Consider the following 21,857-nt stretch of genomic DNA (forward strand, 5'->3'; position numbering starts at 1 on the left):
TGATCCTGCTGTAATGGGTACAGCAAGGTCACTGTTTGTCGGAATTGTACCTTTGAAATGGGTACAGTCAGCCTATTATTCGCTCACCCGGTGCGTTGCTGCAAGCATCGAAAGCGAACACTCACGACACACATCCAGACAGAAGAGGAAGACACATGATCGATTCGAAGTTGCCGAACTTCCGCGCGATGTCGCCCGCGCAACGCCTCTCGCACATCGCGCAGGCAGCGGACCTCGACGACGCCGAGCACGCGCTCCTCGCGAAACCCGGCGCGCTGCCGCTCGAAACTGCGAACGGCATGATCGAAAACGTTGTCGGCACGTTCGAATTGCCGATGGCGGTGGCGGGCTACTTCCAGATCAACGGCCGCGACGTGCTGGTGCCGATGGCGGTCGAAGAGCCGTCGATCGTCGCCGCGGCGTCGTTCATGGCGAAGCTCTCGCGCGAGGCGGGCGGCTTTCGCACCTCCAGCACCGGGCCGTTGATGCGCGCGCAAGTGCAGATCGTCGGCGTGTCGGACCCGTATGGCGCGCGGCTTGCGATTCTCAAGCATCGCGACGAGCTGATCGAAATGGCGAACGCGCGCGACAAGGTGCTGATCGGTCTCGGCGGCGGCTGCCGCGACATCGAAGTGCACGTGTTTCCGGACACGCCGCGCGGCGCGATGATCGTCGCGCATCTGATCGTCGACGTGCGCGACGCGATGGGCGCGAACACCGTCAACACGATGGCCGAAACCGTCGCGGGCCGCATGGAGGAAATCACGGGCGGCAAGGTGCGTCTGCGCATCCTGTCGAATCTCGCGGATCTGCGCCTCGCGCGCGCGCAGGTTCGCTACAGTGCGGCCACGCTGCAAACGAAGGAATACGCGGGCGAGGACGTGATCGCCGGCGTCGTCGATGCGTATCTGTTCGCGGCGATCGATCCGTACCGCGCCGCCACGCACAACAAGGGCATCATGAACGGGATCGATCCGGTGATCGTCGCGACGGGCAACGACTGGCGCGCGGTCGAGGCGGGCGCGCACGCGTACGCGAGCCGCGGCGGGCGCTATACGTCGCTGACGACGTGGGAAGTGGCGAACGACGGCGACCTCGTCGGCACGATCGAAATGCCGATGCCCGTCGGACTCGTCGGCGGCGCGACGAAGACGCATCCGCTCGCGCGTCTCGCGTTGAAGATCATGAACGTGGGCTCGGCGCAGGAACTCGGCGAGATCGCCGTCGCGGTCGGTCTCGCGCAGAACATGGGCGCGTTGCGTGCGCTCTCGACGGAGGGCATCCAGCGCGGCCACATGGCGCTGCACGCGCGCAACATCGCGCTGGCAGCGGGCGCGAGTGGAACGGATATCGACTGGGTCGTGAAGAAGATGGTCGCCGCGCGCAACGTGAGCGTCGATTACGGCATGAGTCTTCTGCAAGGGCCGCGCGATGAATGAGCTGCCGAAGCGCGTACGCATCGTCGAAGTCGGTCCGCGCGACGGCTTGCAGAACGAGCCGTCGCCCGTATCGGCCGATGTGAAGGCCGAACTCATCGAGCGCCTGATCGATGCGGGCGTGCGCTATGTCGAAGCGGCCTCGTTCGTATCGCCGAAATGGGTGCCGCAAATGGCCGATGGCGCGCACGTGCTCGAACGCGTGCGCGACAAGGCGTGCGCCACGCACACGACGCTCGCCGCGCTCGTGCCGAACATGAAGGGCCTCGACGCCGCGCTCGCATCGCATGTCGATGAAATCGCGGTCTTCGCGGCGGCATCCGAATCGTTCTCGCAGAAGAACATCAACTGTTCGATCGACGAAAGCATCGCGCGCTTCGAACCGGTGATCGCGGCGGCGCGCGAGGCGAACGTACGCATTCGCGGCTATGTATCCTGCGTGCTCGGATGCCCGTTCGAAGGCGAGATTGCGCCGCAAGCCGTCGCGCGCGTCGCAAGGAAGCTCTTCGACATGGGCTGCTACGAGATCAGTCTCGGCGATACCATCGGCGCGGGCACGCCGCGAAAAACCCAGGCGATGCTCGACGCGTGCATCGAACACATTCCCGTCGATGCGCTCGCCGGTCACTTCCACGATACGTGGGGCATGGCCGCCGCGAACGTGCACGCGGCGCTGCAACGCGGCGTCGCGGTGTTCGATGGCTCGGTATCGGGCATCGGCGGATGTCCGTATTCGCCGGGCGCGACGGGCAACGCCGCAACGGAGGACATCGTCTATTTGTGCGAGGGCATGGGCATCGAGACGGGCATCGATCTGAACGGACTTGTGCAAGCGGGCGCATTCATTTCGACGGCATTGAAGCGCGAAACGTCATCGCGCGTGGCGCGCGCACTCGAGGCCAAGCGTCAGCGACAAGAAAAGCAGTGCATCTGATCACTCCATTCAAGGAGGAGACATGGAACAGCAACTCGCCGCGCACGAGCGCGGCCGGGCGCTCTCGCAAAGCGCCGAAACGACGGAGTATCAGCTCGTCGAAATATGGGGCGATACCGTCGATACGCGGCATCTCGCGTGGTCGGTCGTGCTCGGCATCGCGATCAGCTACGGCGCGTTCGCCATCGCGAATCGCGTGCTCGCCGCTTATGTGCCCGATGCCGCGATGGCCCGCGCTTACGCGATGCTCGTCGGCCTCGCCGGATGCCTGATCGCGGGCGCGGTCTGCGCGAAGCTCTTCAAGCCGAAGCGCGAAGTGGTCGAGGAAGCGCACGGCGCGGCGGGCCGCGAGGAAGTGCTGAAGCAGCTCGCGAACGAAGCGGGCGGACTCGGGCGCGTCGCGGACCTGCCGCCTTCGGTCGTCGCGGAAATGAAGGAGCTCGGTTTGTACGAGCTTTTCGCCGAATATGAAGAACGCGATGAACAACGCGATGAACAACGCGAAGGAGCGCGCTGATGGAACCGTTCGTCACTCAACTGCTCGTCGCGCTCGGCATGGGACTCATCGGCGCGATCGTGTTCTCCGGCATCGGCCTCATTTCGGGCACCGATGAAACCACGACGCTCGCGCCGCTCACCTTGCTCGTCGTGCTGCTCGGCGTGCCGCCTGTCGGCGTATTTTCCTTCTTCATGGCGGGCGCGGTGTCGAAGCACATGACGCACGCGATTCCGACCGCCTTGCTCGGCATTCCCGGCGACACGCTCGCCACGCCCCTGCTGCAACAGGCGACGATGCTGCGCAACCTCGGCGTGCCGCATATCGCCCTGCGCAAGATGATCTCGGGCGCGATCGTCGCGGCGTTCGTCGCCGTGCCGCTCGCGGTGCTGTTCGCCGTGCTGCTCGCGCCGTTCGGGCCGGTCATCACGAAGGCCGCGCCGTGGGTGTTTCTCGCGGCATCGGTCGCCATTGCGTTCTTTTCGTCGGGACGATGGGCTTCGGTGTTTCTGCTCGTGCCGTTCGTGCTGGTGATCGTCGGTCTTCAGGCGCTCACGGGCAAATACGGCGTGAAGCTCTCGGTGAGCTACTTCCTCGGCATCGCGATCGGGCCGCTCATCGCCGATCTGTTCTCGATACTCTCGCCCGCCGATCGCGCCCGCATGCGCCGCGAACGCGTCCGCACGTTCTCGCTCGCGCCCGACGTGAAGGGCTGGAGCGGCTACTTCCCCAATCCGATGAAAGTGCTCGACGGCCAGCAACGCGGCTGGGTCGCGGCCACCGCGGCGATATCGAGCGCGACATTCGTGTTCAGCCCGGTCGCGATGACGGTCGTGCTCGGCGAACTCGTCGGCTCGCGTGTGAAGCATGCGTATCATCGCCTGACGACGGTGATCTCCGCGCGCAACGGCGTGACCGAAGCGACTTACATCGCCGAAGCGCTGATTCCGCTGATCGCGTTCGGTCTGCCGCTGAGTCCTGTCGCGGCGGGACCGGCCGCGCCGCTATTCAACGCGCCGCCGCGCTTTTTCGTCGATACGGCGACGGGCCACATCAACAATCTGCATACGTTGATGACGACGTGGCAGTTCCTCGGCTTCGGCTTGCTCGCGGTCGTGCTCGCGGCGCTCGTCGCGTATCCGCTGTCGATGAACTACGCGCATCGCGCGGCGTCGTTCGTCGCGAGGAAGCTGAGTCACGAGGCGATCATCGCGACGTTCGTCGGTCTGATCGTCGTAATCAGCGTGTGGGAAGGGCAACTGCTCGGTCTGCTCGTGATTCTGAGCGTGGGCTTGCTCGGCGGATTGCTGTCGCGCAACTTCGGCTTCAATACCGGCGTGCAGTTCATGGGCTATTACACGGCGGTGTTGAGCGTGCCGGCTTTGACGAAGGCCTTTGGCGCGTGACGCGGTGCGCGCTGCGTTTCGTTATCCGACCGGCGGCAACCGGTCGGACGCCGCCGATCGAGGGCGCAAAGGCGACCGCTCACTGCCGGCGCGGATGTTCGAGAAAGAATCGCAGCATTTCGGCACTGGCGTCGGGGCCGGACGGATCGGTATAGCTTCCGCTTGACGAGCCACCGGACCACGCATGCGGCGCGCCGTGGATGATCCAGAGTTCTGCATCCACCCCGGCTTGCGACGTCATGTGCCGGACCGTATGTTTGCGCGCCCGGCCGTCACCGCTCGACGCGCGGGCGGGTGTCGCTTCGCTCGCAGAAAACTCGCGTACCAGTTCGTTGGCGTTCGAAGGATGCACGGTAGCATCGGCATCGCCGTGAAAGACGATCAGCGGGCATTGCGACGCCTGCGCGTGATGAATGTCCGCCCGGCCGGCTTTGCGCGCCTTGGATCGGGCCTTGCCGCCGCGCATGGCCGCCAGCGCCGATGGCAAGTCGTGCGCGCATCCCACGGGCAGGCCCGAGTGAATGCCTGCTGCCGCGTAAAGGTCGGGATAGGTTTGCGCCACGATCGCCGCCATTGCGCCGCCGGCCGAAAGCCCCGCAACGAAGACGCGTTTCGGATCGACGTCGTGATCGGCCATCACCTCTCGCGTGATGCCCGCGATCAGCGACGGCTCGCCGTGGTCGCGCTGCTGGTCGCCGTGCCTGAACCAGTTCCAGCATTTCGACGTATTCGCGTTCTGCGGCTGGATCGGATAAGCGACGATAAAGCCGTGCGTTTCGGCGAGCGCGTTCATCCGCGTGCCGGATGCGAAGTCGTCGGCGTCCTGGGTGCAGCCGTGCAGCATGACGATCAGCGGTAAAGGATCGCGACGTGAATGAGCGGGAACGTAGACCTTGTAATCGCGTTGACCGGCGGCGCCGACATAACGACGCGTGCTGAAGTGCCCGCGATCCTGCACGTCCGGATCGGTCCGCGTCTTGCCGGCGTGGCGCCGGGGTTGCAAGAGATCGGCGAATCGCGCGGTCGTCGTGTCGTCCTGCGGGTTAGGGTGCGCGGTTGCCGTGTCCGTCCGTTCGCCGCGCATGGCGCGTTTGACGATTTCCGCGGCCGCGGCGGGATCGTTGCTGCGAAAGAGCGCGAATGCCTCTTTCATCGAGTCCAAAAAACCTTCGTTGAGTTTCATGTTCATTCCGTTAGCGGGAAGGCGTCAGGCGCATCAGCGGATTCGATCCGCCAATGCGGCCTTGACTGCCGGTGACGCATGGAGCGCGCCTCGAACCAGAATCGAGTCGATCGCTGCCAGCGCGAGTTCGGGGGAGACGTCCATGGCAATGCTCGCCAAACCGAGCACCTGAATCCGCAGACGCTGATTGGCCGCGCATGCCGCCTCGAGATCCTGTTTCGAAAAATGCTGAAGGCCGAGCACGAGTTCGCGGCGCGTCACGGTGTCCTTCAGAGCCGGCGCATGAATCGACAACTGATTGCGGATGGCCGTGCGGATCAGATCCGTCCGGTTCGAGTAAAAGCCTTCCTCGACGAGCAGATCGATCTGGCCCAAGTCGACCGGACCGAGATTGATCGTGATTTTTTCGGTTTCGCTGCCTCGCGAGCGATCCGGCACTTCTTTTGCCATAGTGTGAAAAACCTCCCGTTACCATCCATGTGGATGGTTATAGGAGGATTTCAAGAGAGCGTCAACGATGATTTTTGCGATTTAGCGCAGACGCGATCGCGACTCAGACGCGCACCCAGCAACCCGATTCCGGGCACACGGCGGTTCGTGAGCCGTTCAGCCAGACTTGCGCTTCCTCGAGTTGCAGCGCGTTCGAGCGGTCGCTATCGAAGACGACGTTCAGCGCGTTTCCGATATCGGCGTCTTCGATGGGAAGTTCCCACGTCAGGAAAATCTGGGTGAAGTCGTGGTCCGGGGGGAAGTCGGCGGCGCAGAAGCGGTCGCTGTCGCGCTGAATGACGCCGTGAGGCTGGACCGTATCGAAGATCACGGCCGTTCCCCTCGTCAGCGCAATGCGTTGTCCGATAGCGGGGAAGTGCAAGTCCAGACCTTTGTCTTCGCTCAGGAAGAGATTGCAAAAAGCGGCGCCGCCATACTGCTCGCCGTCATGGTGATACCTGGCGCCACGACAGGCCATCAACGCCATGTCGCTATCGTCGAGCACCGCGGGAAGCCCCAGCGCGCCGGTCCAGTCGGACATGGCCTGCACGCAGCGTTTGTAATCCGGCCAGCGAAATTGCGTCCGCGCGAGATGCATCGGCTCGACATCACCGGGTTGCAGCGCGAGACGCTTCGTGGTTTCTCTCTGCCAATCCGCGAGCATCGACGCGGGAGGCGCAGGCAGATCGAGCGTGCCGGATAGAACGATGTCACTGACGCGACGACTGCGGATCGCGTCGCCGCTCCAGAAGAAAGAAGTCAGCATGTCTCGCATTGGGCAGGACTTTCGGAGCTAAAAAGAAATGTTCGCGGCGCATAATACGGCCTTGTCACATCTCAGCAGCATTCGACATGATAACTTTGACCGGGGAAGACGGCCCTGACGCACTGAAGGACGACATCGAGGCTATCGGCCGCGTGAGTGCCGTGGGCTCGATGCTCAAGGCGATTTGCGAAAGAACATCGATGGGCTACGCCGCGGTCGCGCGCGTGACAGACAATACATGGACAGCGTGCGCCGTTCACGACGACATTGGCTTCGGTCTGGAAGTCGGCGGTCAACTCGATCTGAAGACGACGCTATGCTTCGAATCGCGAGAAGCGCGCGAATCGATCGTCATCGATGACTTCGGGAACGATCCGCGTTACTGCGGTCATCACACGGCCAGAATCTATAACCTTCAAAGTTATATCTCCGTGCCGATCGTTCTATCCAACGGCCGGTACTTCGGCAATCTATGCGCGATCGATCCGCGTCCGCACTATCTGTCCGATGTCCGCACGGTCTGCATGTTCGAGGCGTACGCCAAGCTCATCGCGCTTGAGCTCGAACTGGAGGAAAACCGCTCTGCGTCGGCAACTGCGCTATCGCACGCGCGCGAGACCGCGGAATTGCGTGAGCAGTTCATCGCCGTTCTCGGACATGACCTGCGCAATCCGCTAACAGCGGTGCATTCGATTGCCGAATATCTTTCGATCAAAGGTGGAACCACCGAGATCACTCAACTCGGATTGCGATTGAAGGCGGTCGCCGGCCGAATGGCGGGTTTGATCGACGATGTAATGGACTTCGCGCGCGGACGCCTGGGCGCCGGACTGGGCGCCCACATCGCGCCGGTGCCCGATCTCGGCAAGCTTTTGCGCGATATCGTTTCCGAGGCAAAGGCGGGTCATCCCGGCTTGATGATAGAAGACAGCATCGCCATTGAAGGAACCGTCCACTGCGATTCGGTTCGTATGCAGCAGCTATTGTCCAATCTGTTAGGCAATGCAATCACGCATGGCGCGGCGGACTTGCCTATTACCGTAAATGGGAAAGTCGAGGCCGGTAAATTGATCATCGCCGTGAAGAACGGTGGCGATGCCATTGCGCCCGAGGACATCAGGAAAGTGTTCGAGCCATATTGGCGGCCCGCCGATCAACCGCGAGGCGGGGGTCTCGGTCTCGGTCTTTTCATCTGCAAGCAAATCGTGCAGGCTCACCATGGCGATCTGCAGGTATCGTCATCGCTCGCCGATGGCACATGTTTCACTGCAATCATCCCCGTTCGGCAAGTGTGACGTCGGGATCCGCTGATGCCGGCGTCGAGACGATAACCTCTCAACTGCCGTAAGGATCGAACTGGAAATACCTGGCTGCGAGTTGTTTATAGGTGCCGTCGGCGAGCATGTCGGCGATCGCCTTGTTCATCTTTTCCTTCAGTTCGATATCCGACTTGCGGATTCCAATGCCCGCGCCGTTGCTCGCATAGACATTGCCGCCGGTGAACTTGAAACCGGCGCCTTGCGGCGTTCTCAGGAATCCGTACTCGCCGACGGCTGCATCGGTGAAGCAGCTATCGAGACGGCCAGCGGCGAGATCCGCGAATACCTGATCGAAATTCGGATAAGAAACGACGCGCGCGCCGGCGGGCGCCCAATGTTCCTTCGCATAGGATTCGGGAACGGTGCCCTGCTGGACACCGATCGATCTTCCTTTCAGCGATTCCGCGGTGGGTTCGAGGTTCGTGTCTTTACGCACGATCAGTTTGTTCGGCGTCTTATATAACCTCGATGTGAAATCGATCACCTGTTTGCGTTTGTCGGTAATCGACATGGACGCGAGAATGGCATCGAATTTCTTGGCCTGAAGCGCGGGAATCATGCCATCGAAGTCGTTCTGAACCCATTCGCATTTTGCGTGCATGCGCTTGCAGATTTCGGTCCCGAGATCGATGTCGAATCCGACGAGCTTGCCGCTGGAGTCGCGCGATGAAAACGGCGGATGCGACGGATCCACGCCGTATCGAAGCGTCGACGCATCCTGAGCGCTTGCATACGATGAGGTGAAGGCGGCCGCGCAAAACAGCAGGGTCGACACGAATCGTTTCATTACAGAAGTCTCCGGCTGATGATCTTGTTGTCGATAAAGAGAAAGAAAAGCTATGCCGCGGACAGAAACCTTCGGAGTCGGCTGCTTGCGGAATTGGCGAACAGGTCCGCCGGTTTTCCTTGCTCTTCGATTCGTCCTTCATGCAGAAAAATGATCTCGCTGGAAACATTGCGGGCGAAGTTCATCTCATGCGTCACCACGATCATCGTCCGTCCTTCCGCCGCGAGTTTCTGCATGACCTTCAACACTTCGGACACGAGTTCGGGATCGAGAGCGGAAGTCGGCTCGTCGAAAAGCAGAACGTCGGGATCCATCGTCAGTGCGCGGGCGATTGCGACGCGCTGTTGCTGGCCACCCGAGAGATGCGCGGGGTAACGGCCGGCGATATCGACGCCCAAACCGACCTTGTCGAGATTGGCCCGGCCATATTCTTCGGCTTCGCGCCGACCGAGTCCGAGTACGTGAACCGGCGCATGAATCACGTTTTCGAGCACCGTCATATGCGGCCATAAGTTGAAGTGCTGAAACACCATCGCGAGCTTGGACCGAATGCGCCGCAACTGATGTTTGTCGACCGGCTTAAGCGTGCCCGTTCTGTCCTGCTTCATGCGGATTTCCGTCTGATTGACGAAGATGCGGCCCGCCGACGGATGTTCGAGCAAGTTCATGCAGCGCAAGAGCGTGCTTTTGCCCGAGCCCGACGAGCCGAGAACGCTGATGACGTCGCCGGCGCGCGCGCTGAGCGACACGCCTTTCAGCACTTCGTGCGTGCCGAAGCTTTTGTGAAGATCGGCGACCACGACTTTTTCAGGTGAACGCGACGAATCGATGCAGACATCGTTAGTCATTTTTGCGGTGTCAGGTAAGCGAGCCAACGGTTTTCCGCCTGGCGAAAGAGCCAGACCAGCGAAAAGGTGATCGCGGAATAGAGCAGAAACGCAATGCCGAATGCGGCGAACGATTGATAGGTCGCGGAATTCACGTCGCGCGCCACTTTCAGCAGATCCGGCACGGTTGCGGCGAACGCAACGGAAGTCGAATGGAAGACCAGAATGACTTCATTGCTATAACTCGGTAACGAGCGCCGCAGCGCGGAGGGGAGAATGACGTGCAGATAAAGCTGCAACGTCGACATTCCCGCGGCCACGCCGGCTTCGATCTCGCCCGCAGGCGTGGCCTTGATCGCGCCGGCGAAAATCTCGGTCGTGTAGGCGCATGTATTCAATGCGAAAACGAGTAGCGAACAATGCATTCCGTCCCGAAAGAACGCGTTCGTGAGCTCGTGATTTCGAATCACGTCGAGGCTGAACACGCCCGTATAGCAAAGCAGTAACTGAACGAATAGCGGTGTGCCACGAAACAGATAGGTGTAAAGCCAGACCGCGCGCGACACGAAACGGTTCGCGGAACTGCGCGCGATGGCCATCGGCACCGCCAGTGCGGATCCGAGCACGACGGAGAACAGCAGCAGCCAGATCGTGACGATCAATCCGGTGAACTGATAGCCGTCGGTATAAAGATAGTGCCGCCAGTATTCGCGGAAGATGTCGATCATACGTTTACCTTGCGCACGCCGACGTCATATCGATTTTCGAGGTGACGTAATACGAGATTGGATGCTGTCGTGATCAGCAAATAAACGAATGCGGCCACGCCGATAAAAAAGAAGTAGTGCGTGGTGGTCTTGCCTGCGTCTTGCGCGGCTTTGACGACATCCGAGAGTCCGATGATGGATACGAGCGCCGTCGATTTGACGATGACTTGCCAGTTGTTTCCGAGCGCCGGCAGCGCATAGCGCATCATTTGCGGAAACAGGATATGCGCAAGGACATGGCCGAACGACATGCCGAGCGAAGTGCCCGATTCGAGTTGCCCGCGCGGAATCGCCAGAAAAGCGCCACGGAGCGTCTCGGTAAAGTACGCGCCGTGGATCAGACCCAGCACGATCACACCGGCCGCGAAAGGCTTGATATCGATCTGCGTCCAATGCAAACGCTCGGTGATGCCGTTCAGCAGAATCTGGATGCTGTAGTAGAGCAGCAGCATCAGCACGAGATCCGGCGCGCCGCGCACGATCGTCGTGTAGAGACGGGCCAGTTTTGCGATCCATCGGCTGCCGAACAGCTTCGCGCAGGCGCCGAGCAAGCCGATCGCGAAGGCCAGCGCCAGCGAACAGACCGCCAGTTGCACGGTCTGCAGCGCGCCTTCGAGAACGAGCGCGCCATATCCGTGTAGAAGAGAACTCATGGACGATGTCCCTTGTGTGTCCGATGTGGCACATTTGAGCGCATGCCAAATTCGATGTCAATGAAGTTCCGATAAGTGGAACTACTTAGAACCGTAAAACGGCATTTTTCAGATGCGCGAGTTTAGAATCTCGTTGCGCAGCCGGAACCTCGCGCGTCATCGTAGAAAGGAGACGAAAGGTGCTACTCAAGCGGACGCCGTTACTCGCAGCGACCATCGGTACCCAGCGCGATCTCGTAAGCCTGACGTTCGGGCCGCCGGACGCGGACATGAAGGTTTATCTGCAGGCATCGCTTCATGCCGACGAAACGCCCGCGATGCTCACGGCGCACGTCCTGCGCGACGAACTCCAGGCGCTCGAAGCCGCGGGCAAGCTCGACGCGACCGTCACGCTCGTTCCGATAGCGAATCCGATCGGCCTGAGTCAGCATGTCTTCGGCCAGTTCTTCGGCTGCTTCGAGCTGAATAGCGCCGCGAACTTCAATCGCGGCGTCGCGCGCCCCTCGGACATCTGCGCGCATCTGGAAGGCCGTCTCGGCAGCGACGAAGACGCGAACAGGCGCGCGATAAAGAACGCAATGCGCGCATCGCTCGATGCTTGCGCGCCGACGACGGAATTCGACGCGCTGCGTTCGACCCTGCTGAAGCTGTCTTGCGATGCCGACATCGTTCTCGACATTCATTGCTCGCTGGAAGCGGTCGTCCACGTCTATGCCGACACCGCCGCGTGGCCGCGCGTCGAACCGCTCGCGCGCCATCTGCAATCGCGGGCGCAGATGCTGTTCGACGGCGCGGATCTCGGGCTTTTCATCGACTGGACGCGCCTGGCGTGGGCCGACGTCGAAGCGCGCTTCGGCGACCGGTATCCGGTTGGCGAGGGCGCTGTCGCCGCCATCGTCGAGTGCGCCGGCGAGCGCGACGTCACGTATGAATCGGCGCGGCGTCATGCGCGAGCGATCGTTGCCTATCTCGTCGATCGGGGCGCTATCCGCGATACGCCGTCGCCATGCCCCGCCTTGATTCATCCGGCGACGCGACAAGCGGCGAGCGAGCATTTCTACGCCGCGACCAGCGGCATCGTGGTGTACGCGGCGAACATCGGCGACGTGGTGGAGGTCGGGGAGGCGATCTGCGACATCGTCGACCCGATCACCGGCGCAACGACGACGCTCAGAAGCCGCACGAAAGGCGTGTTCTACATGCGCCGCGCGATCCGCTTCGTCACCGCCGGCGCGGAGATCGGTCGCGTGACGGGCGGTTGATCAGGAGCGCTTGCGGCGCGTCGCCTTGCTATCGGTATCGGCATTGTCTTCGGCGGTCGTTCCGCCGTCGATCACGCCGAGAATCTTTGTGATTCGCAGCGCCGCTGCCTGCAAGGTCGGCACCAGCAAGGTAATGTCTTCCAGCGACTTGCGCGCTTTGGGCGCCGAGATGCTCAAGCACGCGATCAGGCGGCCGTGCGGCCCCGAGATCGGCACGGCGGCGCCGACCACGCCGATCGCGAACTCGGAATCGTTGGTCGCATAGCCATTCTTTCGCGCGAGGTCGATTTCGAGCCTGAGCCGTTCCGGATCGACGATGGTGTAGGGCGTGATCGGTTCCCACGGTCCGCTCAGCAGATAAGCGTCGAGCTGCTTCTTCTCCATGTTCGCCAGAAACACGCGCCCGCTGGACGTGCAGTGCACGGGCGCGCGATGCCCTTTCTGAAAATTGAGCGTCAACGGCGAATTGCCGATTGCGCTGTCGATATACACGACCTCGGAGCCGCGCATGACGCCGAGGCTCACCGTTTCATCCGTGCGTCGCGACAGTTCCATCAGCAGCGCGTGGATCGGCCCATGCGAGGTGGACGCCGCCAGGATGTTCGTCGCGAGTTCCAGCAGGCGCGGGCCGACCTGATACCGGCCGCGTTCCATGCCGTGTTCGAGAAAGCCGAACTCTTCGAGATTGCTGACGAGGCGATGCGCAGTGGTCTTCGGAATGCCGAGCGCGGTGATGATGTCGGCGGTCGTCACGCGACCGGTTTGCGCAGCCATTTCGATGATGTGAAACGCGCGCTCGGTGGGAGAGACCTCCGGCTCGGACGTCTCGACGATGGCTTGTTCTTCCTTGCGCATGTGTGCTGGGTTTTCTGGTTTTTTGGGCCTGTGCCGCGCATCCTTCGCGGATCAGGCGAAAAGCGGTTCCCTAGGATACTCGATTCGAATTGCGGGCCGGGAGGGTGACAGGAAGGTTCGCGACGGTGGGAGACATGCGGCCAGTTTAGCATCTCCGTCTAACGATTCCATAAATAGGAACTCGGTAGTTCCACGTATCGGAATGTATTTGACATCGCTTCTCGGCGATCGTCTAATGCCTCGACGGATTCGTGCCGTGCCGTGTATGCCCTCGCAAAGAAAACCTGAAATGAGACATCGCTCATGATCCCGACTGCAAAGCTCGCCGCTGTCCGCGAGCAGTTCCCCGTCACCACAAGGCAGCTTTATCTCGACTCCGCCCACCAGACGCCGCTTGCGCTAAGCGTGCGCGAAGCGCTCGAAGCCTTCTTGTCGGAAGGCTTCGAGATGGCCGGTCCGAAGCCGGTCTGGTTGCGACGTGTCGAGGAAACACGCGAGAGCGTCGCGACGTTCTTCAACGCGGCGCCGACCGAAATCGCATTCACCAAGAACACGTCGGAAGGACTCAATATCGCGGCGAACGCGGTCCCGCTCCGGGCCGGCGACAACGTCGTGCTGATAGAAGGCGATCATCCCAACAACGCCTATGCGTGGCTGAACCTCAAGCGCAATGGCATCGAAGTGCGGTTCGCGCCGTTGCCGGACGACGAGATTGCCACCGCCAAGACGTTCGAGCCGTATATCGATGCGCGTACGAAAGTCGTTTCGCTTTCGCATGTGACGTTCCATGCGGGCCAGGTCCATGACCTGATGAGCATCGGACGGCTGTGCAAGGCGCGCGGCATTTACCTGATCGTCGATGCGATGCAGTCCGTCGGCGTCATTCCGCTCGACGTCAAGGCGCTGAACATTTCGGTGCTGGCAGCCGGCACGCACAAGGGCTTGCTCGTGCCGCAAGGACTCGGCGTGCTTTATATCGCCGACGGTCTCGACGAATTGCAGCCGGCTTACCTTGCGATGTCCAGCATGGCGAATCCGCCAGCCGACTATGTCGCCCGTCCCGACGACATGGCTTTACGCAAGGACGCGCGGCGCTTCGAATTCGGCAACGTCAATCTCCCGGACCTGCACGCACTTTCCGCGGCGATTTGCCTCATTCAGAGCGTAGGCGTCGCGGCGATCCAGAAGCATGTGCTGGCGCTCGGCGATCTGCTGCTCGAACGCCTCGATGCGCTGGGTGTAAGCGTCGTCGGTCCGCGAGCGCGTGGCAAGCGCAATCACATATACGTGCTGAAACTGCCGGTCGACAAGTGGACCGACTACTTCGCTCGAAACAACGTGCGCGTCTCGCCGGAGCGTGGCGGCATCCGCGTGTCGCTCGCGATGTTCAACACCGTAGGCGACATCGAACGGCTGATAGAAATGCTTCGTATCGGCCTTACGACAGGCACGCTGGCCGCGACGGAGCAGATCGACTGAAACGACGCGAGCCCATCGCCCCACGCCTCACGCCGCGACCTCGCCGCGTGCGCAATATTCCGCGAGCGCCTTTCTGTCGATTTTGCCGTTCACCGTCAGCGGGAACGCATCGATGATGACGATTCGTTGCGGCATCGCATAGACCGGCAGACGCTGCCGGCACGCCCGCAAAACATGCGTGGTCTCGACTTCCGGATTCGTCACGAACGCGACGAGGCCGGTTGCTCGTCCGACTTCGTCGAGCGGCCACGGGACAACCGCGCACGACGCGGCGTGGCTGGCCGCTTGCACGACATGTTCGACTTCTTCCAGCTCGAGCCGGTGGCCGCGGATTTTCACCTGTGTATCGAGACGGCCCTGAAACACGATCCCGTGTGGCGTCGTTTCGCGCGCGGCGTCGGAGGATCGATACCAGCGATGCGCGGTCTTGCCCGGATAGTTCATCGCGATGAACCGGCTATTGCCGGGTTCGTCGGACGACAGATAGCCTTCGGCAAGCTGCGGTCCCGCGATCAGCAATTCGCCCGTCTGGCCCGGGGCGACCGGTTCGAGCTCGGCATCCACGATCATGAGTTCCACGCCGGGCAGGCCTTGGCCCAACGGTATGACCGTGTGCTGCGGATCGTCCAGGAATTCGGGCGTGACTTCGAAGCACGTACAGGCGACGGTCGCTTCCGTGGGCCCGTACATGTGCAGCAGCCGGCTGTTCGGCGCGGCACGCATCCACGCCTGCGCGAGCGAGCGAGGCAACGGCTCGCCGCCGAACATCGACACGCGAATGCTCGGAAATGCGCCCGCCGGCAGCTTGCGCATTTGCTGCATGATGCCGGCGACCGATGGCACGCTGCACCAATGCGTGATCCGGTGCGTCTGGACGAAGCTCGCGTTACCGACGGGATCGACGTTTTCGGGCACATATAGGCAGCCGCCGTTCGCCCAGCAGACGAACATGTCATGCACGGACGGATCGAAGCTCAGCTCGCATAGCTGCATGTAACGCGCATCGCGCACCTTGTCGACCAGTTGCAACTGGCCGTTCACGTACGCATCGGCGTTCGCATGCGTGATCGGCACGCCCTTCGGCGATCCCGTCGAACCGGACGTGAAAAGTATGTAGGCGATGTCGTGCGCGGCGCCTCGGCTCTGCATGAGCGAGAAAGCAGGGGATGGAAGTTGCGATTCTTCCGCGTCTGCGTCGAGCAGGACAATCTGCGGAGGTTCGTCGAGCAGGGACAGCACTTCATCGAGCGACTCGGCGCAACGCCGATCGACGAGCATCAACGGCGCGCCGGATTGCCGGATGATCGCCGCGATCCGCGCTGCCGGCATCTTCGGGTTGAGTGGCACATAGGCCATGCCGGCATCGAGAATGCCCAGGATGCCGACATACGCGCCGACGCTGCGATATGCAAACAGCAGGCATCGGCTCGTGCAAGTGCTTCGTGCGAACGCCGCCAGTCCCGCCGACAAGCGACGGACCCGGGTTTCAATCTCGCGGTAGCTGTAAAGACGCTCATCGACCCATAACGCAGGGCTGTCCGGCTGGTTCGCAGCAGAATCGAAGAAGTGAGAATGCAGCATCCGACGGTCCCCCTGGCACACGAGTGTTGATGTTTTTTTCGAGTCCGCGACTGCTCGATCCGGTCGATGCGATCGATCGCAATTCGACGGATTCGGATTTCGCACACTCCTCGGTTCAGCCTTCGCTCATTCGCCACTGCCGCGAAGTGAGTGCATTGTTATCTTTCTGTAAGGTTACGTATGTGCGCCGTCGAACCCATTTTTGTCTGAAGTAACGAATGAAAAGCCTGCGCGGCCGGCGTCACTCCTGCTCGCGAATTTCGGCGGGGCCTTTGCCGGTCCAGCGCTTCAGCGCCCGGCGGAAATTGGCGGTGTCGGTGAAGCCGACCAGCATGGCGACATCGTCCGTGCTCAGTTTCGTCGTCTTCAGATACTCGGTCGCGAGCGAGCACCGCACATCGTCGACGATGGCGACGAACGACGTGCCTTCCGACTCGAGCCGTCGACGCAGCGTGCGGCTCGTCATCTTCAACGCGCTAGCGACGGTCTCCATGCCGGGAAACTCGCCCGGCTTGCGCATGAGAACCTGATAGACCTCGCCGGAAACACCGGTCGATGTCTTCGCCTGTCCGATGAGCCTGTCGCACGTCTCCTGCAGAAGCGCGGCGGAGTGCCTGTCCGCGAGATGAGGCTTGAGTTCGAGTATCGCGCCGTCGTAGATGAGCTGACATTCGTCGGCGTCGAACTCGCATGGGCAGCCGAGATACTCCGGATAGATGGAGGCGTGCGGCGGCGCGGGATACGAGAAGCGCGCGAGCATCGGCGGACAGCTTCTGCCCGCGACATCCTGCAAGTGCGTCACATGCTGCGTGTACTGCTGTTCGAGCAGGAACTGCTGCACGTCATGCGGGAAGGGCGACGTGAACGCGTCGGGAAACGTCCATACCGACGTGTCCGGATGTTCGTGCCATTCGATGGTGATGGTCGGCGTCGCGAGCCGATGGTATTTGACGCCGAGCCGAAAGTAATCGCGCAGCGACAGGCACGACATCAGCGCGTAGCCGTACATGCCATACGCGGCCAGATGCAGCCGCGCGCCCGTCTTGAACGGCGTTCGCGGATCGGCGGAAAGCGCGACGGCGTTGCTGCATACAGCGGCGTACTGCCGGACGGACGTCATCACCGAGGCATCGTAGATCTCCTCGGGCGCAACGCCGCTTCCTTTCAGGCTGTCCGCCGGCGCAATGCCTTGCTCAGCGAGCACGTCCACCAGCGCGGCGATCTTGTAGGGCGCATAGATGCGCTCGTTCAACAGTGGCAGTCTCGACGACACAGCGCCTCCTCGTGTGTCCTGCGGGGACACCATCTTGTCCGAATATGACCTTTCGCAGCGCATCGTATCCCACTACTATCACCGTAACAAGACGAGTCCGCATCGCGAATGCGCGACTCGCGAATCCATCGGAGACAGCTATGCAACGCCAACTTCACGTCAGTTCGTCGCCGCCGGCTTAAGCCAGCCGCACGGTCGTTTCCCGTTCCGCCCTACGTTTTCCAACGGCGTCCTCCCGCGCTTGCCTCGTTCAGGCGCGCCGGGGCATTGCCGAAGCTCGCCCATCGAGCGCGTTTTCGAAGGACATTCAATGAGCAATCCGAGCAGCAAAGTCATCATCACCTGCGCCGTGACCGGTTCGGCGCATGTGCCGTCGATGTCGGAATATCTGCCTATCACGCCCGATGACATCAAGCATCAGGCGCTCGAAGCCGCCGAGGCCGGGGCCGCGATTCTTCATCTGCATGCGCGCAATCCGGAAGACGGCCGCCCGACGCCATCGCCCGAAATATTCCGGCGATTCGTGCCCGCGATCGCCGCGCAAACCGACGCCGTCATCAACATTTCGACGGGCGGCAGCACGCGCATGACGCTCGACGAGCGCCTCGCTTACGCACGCGTGGCGAAGCCGGAAATGTGCTCGCTGAACATGGGCTCGATGAATTTTTCGCTTCATCCCGTCGCGGCGAGGATGTCTTCGTGGCGCTTCGACTGGGAGAAGGATTATGTCGAAGGCATGGAGGACATGATCTTCCGCAACACGTTCCGCGACATCAAAAACATCCTCACCGAATTCCGCGACTATGGAACGCGCTTCGAATTCGAGTGCTATGACGTGGGGCATCTGTACAGCCTCGCGCATTTCATCGATATCGGGCTGATCAAGCCGCCGTTCTTCATCCAATCCGTGTTCGGCATTCTCGGCGGAATCGGCCACGATCCCGAGAATCTTTCGATGATGCGCGCGACCGCCGACCGTCTTTTCGGACGCGAGAACTACCATCTTTCGATTCTCGGCGCCGGGCGTCATCAGATGTCACTGGTGACGATGGGCGCGATCATGGGCGGCAACGTGCGAGTCGGCCTCGAAGACAGCGTCTACCTGTCGCGAGGCGTGAAGGCGAAATCGAATGCCGAACAGGTCCGCAAGATTCGCCGCATTCTCGAAGAGTTGTCTTTCGACATCGCGACACCCGCCGATGCGCGAGCCATGCTCGGGCTCAAAGGGCGCGACAACGTTTCGCTCTGACTCGAAGAAGTCAAATCTGGAGACATCATGACTGCCGCTACCGTTGACCACAGCCTCGGAGAAACGCATTGGCTTGCGACTCGCAAGGCCATGGCAAGACTGCTTCCGCTGATGTGCGGAATCTACTTCCTGTCGTTCATCGATCGGACGAACGTGGCGCTCGCCAAGAGCGCTCTGGCTGCCGACCTCGGCATCAGCGCCGCGGCGTATGGACTCGGCGCCGGCATCTTCTTCATCGGCTATGCGCTGCTCGAAGTGCCGAGCAATCTGATCGCGCATCGCGTCGGGCCGCGCGCGTGGATCGCGCGAATCGCGGTGACGTGGGGCGCGCTTTCGACCGCGATGATGTTCGTTCAGGGCGAGTGGTCCTTCTACATATTGCGCGTGTTGCTGGGCGTCGCCGAAGCGGGATTGTTTCCCGCGCTGATGTACATGGTGACGCTCTGGTTCGCGCCCAAAGACCGCGCCGTTGCCGTCGGATGGATCTACACCGCGCCGTCGATCGCGCTCATCATCGGCAATCCGTTGGGCGCGGGTCTGATGCAGCTCGGCGGCATCGGCGGTCTTCACGGCTGGCAGTGGATGTTCCTGCTCGAAGGCTTGCCGACCATCGTGTTGGGCATCGTGCTGTTCTTCAAGCTTCCGAATCGTCCGTCCGAAGTGAAGTGGCTGTCCGCGCAGGAAGCGCAGGCGCTCGAAACGCACGCGGTCATCGACACGCACGGACACGCGGACCTCACCACGGCAGACTGGCTCGCCGCGCTCAAGCGCCCGACGACCGTGCTGATCGCGCTCATCTACTTCCTGAATCAGGTGGCGTTCGTCGGCCTGTATTTCTTCACGCCGTCGATCGTCGCGCAGATGCATGTGAGCTCGCCGATTCTCGTCGGCGTTCTGTCGAGCAGTGTCGGCATCGGCTTTCTGCTCGGCGTGCTGACCCTTCCGCGCATTCATCGCCGTGTGAGCAACGAATGCGGCTTTCTCGGCGTGCTGACCGCGGGCGTCGTCGTCAGTGCGTGTGCGTTCCTCGCCAGCCGGAATCAGGCAGTGCAGATTACGCTGCTGGGCATCACGGGCTTCTTTGCAGGCGGCATTCTGCCGTCGTACTGGGCCGTCGCGATGAAGCGGCTGCAAGGCGTGCAAGCGGCGGCCGGCCTCGCGTTCATCAACACGATCGGCTTGCTGGGCGGCTTCGTCGGACCTTATCTTTTCGGGCTCGCCGAAACGATGACCGGCAGAAGCGATGCGGGCTTCAACGTCGTCGTGGCTGCCTCGGTGCTGGGCTTGCTGCTGGTGCCGCTGCTCGCGAAATCGATTCACGCCGCGCAGCGTCCTGTCGCCGATGCTTCTCCCGCTCGCTGATGAACCGAACGAATGTCGATATCGAACATGAATACTTTTGAGCTTCTCAAACCGGTCCCGGGCTTGCGCGTACTCATCTCGGGCGCGGCTGCCGGCATCGGCGCTGCAATCGCGAACGCATTCGTGCAAGCCGACGCGCAAGTCTATATCTGCGACGTGAACCAGCAGGCGGTCGATGGCGCCAAAGCGCGCAATCCGAAGCTGCATGCCGGTGTCGCCGATGTCGGCGCGCGCGAGCAAGTCGATAGCGTCATCGACGACGCGCGCTCGCGGCTCGGCGGGCTCGACCTGCTCATCAACAATGCGGGCATCGCGGGTCCGACTGCCGGGATCGAAGCCATCGATCCGGACGATTGGGAGCGAACCATCGCGACGAATCTCAACAGCCAATACTATTTTCTGCGTCGCGCGGTGCCGCTGCTCAAGGAGACGTCGGATCGCCCCGGCATCATCGCGATGTCGTCCGTCGCTGGCCGGCTGGGTTATGCGTACCGTACGCCGTATGCATCGACGAAATGGGCGATCGTCGGTCTCGTCAAGTCGTTGGCCGTCGAACTCGGGCCGAGCAATATCCGCGTCAACGCGATCCTGCCGGGCGTCGTCGAGGGCGAGCGCATGGACAAGGTGATCGCCGCGCGCGCCGAATCGGCGGGCGTCGGCTTCGATGAAATGAAAGCGCAGTACCTGAAGAAGATTTCGCTGCGCCGCATGGTCACGGTCGACGATATCGCAGCGATGACGCTGTTCCTGGCATCGCCGGCGGCGCGCAACATCTCGGGACAAGCCATCAGCGTCGACGGCAACGTCGAATATCTCTGACCATCCGAAAAGCGCAACCGAAGCGGGCGCCGGGCACGGCGGCGCCCGCCGTCACACTCACGCGTGCGCGCGTGCCAGCCATTCATCCAGACCGATGCCGCCGCGACGCGCTTCGCCGGTCGGCACGAGCGAGTCTTCGCTGATCGTGCCGCCGAAGTACGTCGCGTCCGGATCGACGACGATCTCGCGCACATCGCCCTTCGCCTTCAGATACCGGCCGATGATCCGATTGAGCGGCGCACGCTCCGGCCCCGCGATATCGACGATGCCGAGCAGCGGCGCGCCGAGCGCGACATCCGCGACGATCGCGGCGACATCGTCCGCGGCGATCGGCTGAAACTGTCCCGGCGACAGATGCACCTTGCCGTCCTGCATGCCGGCATCGGCGATGCCGCCGAGAAACTCGTAGAACTGCGTCGCGCGAACGATCGAATACGGCACGCCCGCTTCGGCGATCAGTTTCTCCTGCGCGGCCTTCGCGCGGAAATAGCCGTTGTCCGGCATGCGGTCCGTTCCGACGACCGACAACGCCACATGATGCCGCACGCCCGCCGCGGCCTCGGCCTTGCCGAGATTCGTCGCCGATGCGCGGAAGAAGGCCATGACGTCGTCCGGCGCCCACGAAGGCGCGTTCGTCAGATCGATCACCACTTGCGCATCGCGAAGCGCTTCATGCAATCCTTCGCCCGTTACGGCATTCACACCGCTGCGCGGCGAAGCGGCGACGGCCTCGTGACCCTTCGAACGCAGGATCGCGACCGTTTTCGTGCCGATCAAACCCGAACCTCCCATGACGACGATCTTCATGATGCACCTCGTGCTTAAAGTGAAAAGACAGTGAACGTGAAGTCATTGTGTGAGAATCATGGCTTAGCGAAAAGGGACAAGAATCGTCGATCGAACTAGTCCATGAG

The 21,857-nt window shown here is 61.9% G+C and carries 21 protein-coding genes; 10 read left to right on the forward strand and 11 right to left on the reverse strand.

Translation table 11 applies throughout. The features are described 5' to 3' along the window. Positions 1-155: 155 nt before the first annotated feature. Genes NCS00_RS26405 through NCS00_RS26420 form a run of 4 tightly spaced genes read left to right on the forward strand, consistent with a single transcriptional unit; the run spans position 156 to position 4,272 of the window. On the forward strand, positions 156-1,439 hold the full coding sequence (locus tag NCS00_RS26405) for a hydroxymethylglutaryl-CoA reductase, degradative (RefSeq protein WP_008346501.1): 1,284 nt from the start codon (positions 156-158) through the stop codon (positions 1,437-1,439). Beyond that, positions 1,432-2,370: a hydroxymethylglutaryl-CoA lyase gene (locus NCS00_RS26410; protein WP_250441406.1), complete on the forward strand. Its 939-nt coding sequence runs from the start codon at positions 1,432-1,434 to the stop codon at positions 2,368-2,370. Before NCS00_RS26405 ends, NCS00_RS26410 begins: the two co-directional genes overlap by 8 nt. 22 nt (positions 2,371-2,392) lie before the next feature. Further along, positions 2,393-2,887 carry a hypothetical protein gene (locus tag NCS00_RS26415; protein ID WP_250441407.1) on the forward strand — a complete coding sequence of 165 codons (495 nt, stop codon included), beginning with the start codon at positions 2,393-2,395 and terminating at the stop codon, positions 2,885-2,887. After that, positions 2,887-4,272: a tripartite tricarboxylate transporter permease gene (locus NCS00_RS26420; protein WP_061133369.1), complete on the forward strand. Its 1,386-nt coding sequence runs from the start codon at positions 2,887-2,889 to the stop codon at positions 4,270-4,272. The genes NCS00_RS26415 and NCS00_RS26420 overlap by 1 nt, the downstream gene beginning before the upstream one ends. 79 nt (positions 4,273-4,351) lie before the next feature. Here NCS00_RS26420 and NCS00_RS26425 read toward each other — a convergent pair whose 3' ends face one another. The 3 genes from NCS00_RS26425 to NCS00_RS26435 all read right to left on the reverse strand — a co-directional run bounded on the left by NCS00_RS26425 (position 4,352) and on the right by NCS00_RS26435 (position 6,710). Next, a complete protein-coding gene (locus tag NCS00_RS26425) occupies positions 4,352-5,455 on the reverse strand; it encodes an extracellular catalytic domain type 1 short-chain-length polyhydroxyalkanoate depolymerase (protein ID WP_250441408.1) in 1,104 nt (367 codons plus the stop codon). Between the two features lie 33 nt (positions 5,456-5,488). After that, the gene (locus NCS00_RS26430) at positions 5,489-5,905 is read right to left on the reverse strand and encodes a ribbon-helix-helix domain-containing protein (RefSeq protein WP_008346513.1); all 417 of its coding nucleotides are present in this window, start codon (positions 5,903-5,905) and stop codon (positions 5,489-5,491) included. A 103-nt stretch (positions 5,906-6,008) separates the two neighbouring features. After that, on the reverse strand, positions 6,009-6,710 hold the full coding sequence (locus NCS00_RS26435) for a hypothetical protein (RefSeq protein ID WP_250441409.1): 702 nt from the start codon (positions 6,708-6,710) through the stop codon (positions 6,009-6,011). 170 nt (positions 6,711-6,880) lie between these two features. Between NCS00_RS26435 and NCS00_RS26445 the strand changes: the two genes are divergently transcribed. Further along, entirely contained in the window at positions 6,881-8,005 is a 1,125-nt protein-coding gene (locus NCS00_RS26445; RefSeq protein WP_502801603.1) for a GAF domain-containing sensor histidine kinase, read from the forward strand. A gap of 40 nt (positions 8,006-8,045) precedes the next feature. Here the strand turns inward: NCS00_RS26445 and NCS00_RS26450 are convergent, their stop codons facing one another. Genes NCS00_RS26450 through NCS00_RS26465 form a run of 4 tightly spaced genes read right to left on the reverse strand, consistent with a single transcriptional unit; the run spans position 8,046 to position 11,063 of the window. Further along, positions 8,046-8,816 (reverse strand): ABC transporter substrate-binding protein, encoded by a 771-nt coding sequence (locus tag NCS00_RS26450; protein ID WP_008346519.1) that lies wholly within the window; start codon positions 8,814-8,816, stop codon positions 8,046-8,048. 50 nt (positions 8,817-8,866) lie between these two features. Then, on the reverse strand, positions 8,867-9,664 hold the full coding sequence (locus tag NCS00_RS26455; RefSeq protein WP_250441410.1) for an ABC transporter ATP-binding protein: 798 nt from the start codon (positions 9,662-9,664) through the stop codon (positions 8,867-8,869). Further along, positions 9,661-10,371, reverse strand: coding sequence for an ABC transporter permease (locus NCS00_RS26460; RefSeq protein WP_008346524.1), 711 nt, complete (start codon positions 10,369-10,371; stop codon positions 9,661-9,663). The genes NCS00_RS26455 and NCS00_RS26460 overlap by 4 nt, the downstream gene beginning before the upstream one ends. After that, positions 10,368-11,063 (reverse strand): ABC transporter permease, encoded by a 696-nt coding sequence (locus tag NCS00_RS26465; RefSeq protein WP_008346526.1) that lies wholly within the window; start codon positions 11,061-11,063, stop codon positions 10,368-10,370. Before NCS00_RS26465 ends, NCS00_RS26460 begins: the two co-directional genes overlap by 4 nt. A gap of 179 nt (positions 11,064-11,242) precedes the next feature. Here NCS00_RS26465 and NCS00_RS26470 point away from each other — a divergent pair, with 179 nt between their 5' ends. Then, the gene (locus NCS00_RS26470) at positions 11,243-12,325 is read left to right on the forward strand and encodes a M14 family metallopeptidase (RefSeq protein ID WP_008346529.1); all 1,083 of its coding nucleotides are present in this window, start codon (positions 11,243-11,245) and stop codon (positions 12,323-12,325) included. Here NCS00_RS26470 and NCS00_RS26475 read toward each other — a convergent pair whose 3' ends face one another. Beyond that, complete coding sequence (locus NCS00_RS26475; RefSeq protein ID WP_008346531.1) at positions 12,326-13,180, reverse strand: IclR family transcriptional regulator; 855 nt, start codon at positions 13,178-13,180, stop codon at positions 12,326-12,328. It lies immediately after the preceding gene. Positions 13,181-13,483: 303 nt separating this feature from the next. On the opposite strand from NCS00_RS26475, the gene NCS00_RS26480 reads away from it, so the two are divergent. Next, positions 13,484-14,659: an aminotransferase class V-fold PLP-dependent enzyme gene (locus NCS00_RS26480; protein ID WP_250441411.1), complete on the forward strand. Its 1,176-nt coding sequence runs from the start codon at positions 13,484-13,486 to the stop codon at positions 14,657-14,659. Between the two features lie 27 nt (positions 14,660-14,686). On the opposite strand, the gene NCS00_RS26485 is transcribed toward NCS00_RS26480, so the two are convergent. After that, a complete protein-coding gene (locus NCS00_RS26485) occupies positions 14,687-16,240 on the reverse strand; it encodes an amino acid adenylation domain-containing protein (RefSeq protein ID WP_250441412.1) in 1,554 nt (517 codons plus the stop codon). A 241-nt stretch (positions 16,241-16,481) separates the two neighbouring features. Next, positions 16,482-17,513: an AraC family transcriptional regulator gene (locus NCS00_RS26490; protein WP_175980168.1), complete on the reverse strand. Its 1,032-nt coding sequence runs from the start codon at positions 17,511-17,513 to the stop codon at positions 16,482-16,484. A 310-nt stretch (positions 17,514-17,823) separates the two neighbouring features. Between NCS00_RS26490 and kce the strand changes: the two genes are divergently transcribed. The 3 genes from kce to NCS00_RS26505 are packed head-to-tail and all read left to right on the forward strand — an operon-like array spanning position 17,824 to position 20,943. After that, positions 17,824-18,762: a 3,5-dioxohexanoate:acetyl-CoA acetone transferase gene (gene kce, locus NCS00_RS26495; RefSeq protein WP_008346539.1), complete on the forward strand. Its 939-nt coding sequence runs from the start codon at positions 17,824-17,826 to the stop codon at positions 18,760-18,762. 27 nt (positions 18,763-18,789) lie between these two features. After that, positions 18,790-20,124, forward strand: coding sequence for an MFS transporter (locus tag NCS00_RS26500; protein ID WP_033536003.1), 1,335 nt, complete (start codon positions 18,790-18,792; stop codon positions 20,122-20,124). 27 nt (positions 20,125-20,151) lie between these two features. Further along, a complete protein-coding gene (locus NCS00_RS26505) occupies positions 20,152-20,943 on the forward strand; it encodes an SDR family oxidoreductase (protein WP_175980167.1) in 792 nt (263 codons plus the stop codon). 57 nt (positions 20,944-21,000) lie between these two features. Here the strand turns inward: NCS00_RS26505 and NCS00_RS26510 are convergent, their stop codons facing one another. After that, complete coding sequence (locus NCS00_RS26510; protein WP_250441413.1) at positions 21,001-21,750, reverse strand: SDR family oxidoreductase; 750 nt, start codon at positions 21,748-21,750, stop codon at positions 21,001-21,003. Between the last annotated feature and the right edge of the window lie 107 nt (positions 21,751-21,857).

Origin of the sequence: Caballeronia sp. AZ1_KS37, from assembly GCF_023631165.1 — a bacterium.
GTDB classification, from domain to species: domain Bacteria; phylum Pseudomonadota; class Gammaproteobacteria; order Burkholderiales; family Burkholderiaceae; genus Caballeronia; species Caballeronia zhejiangensis.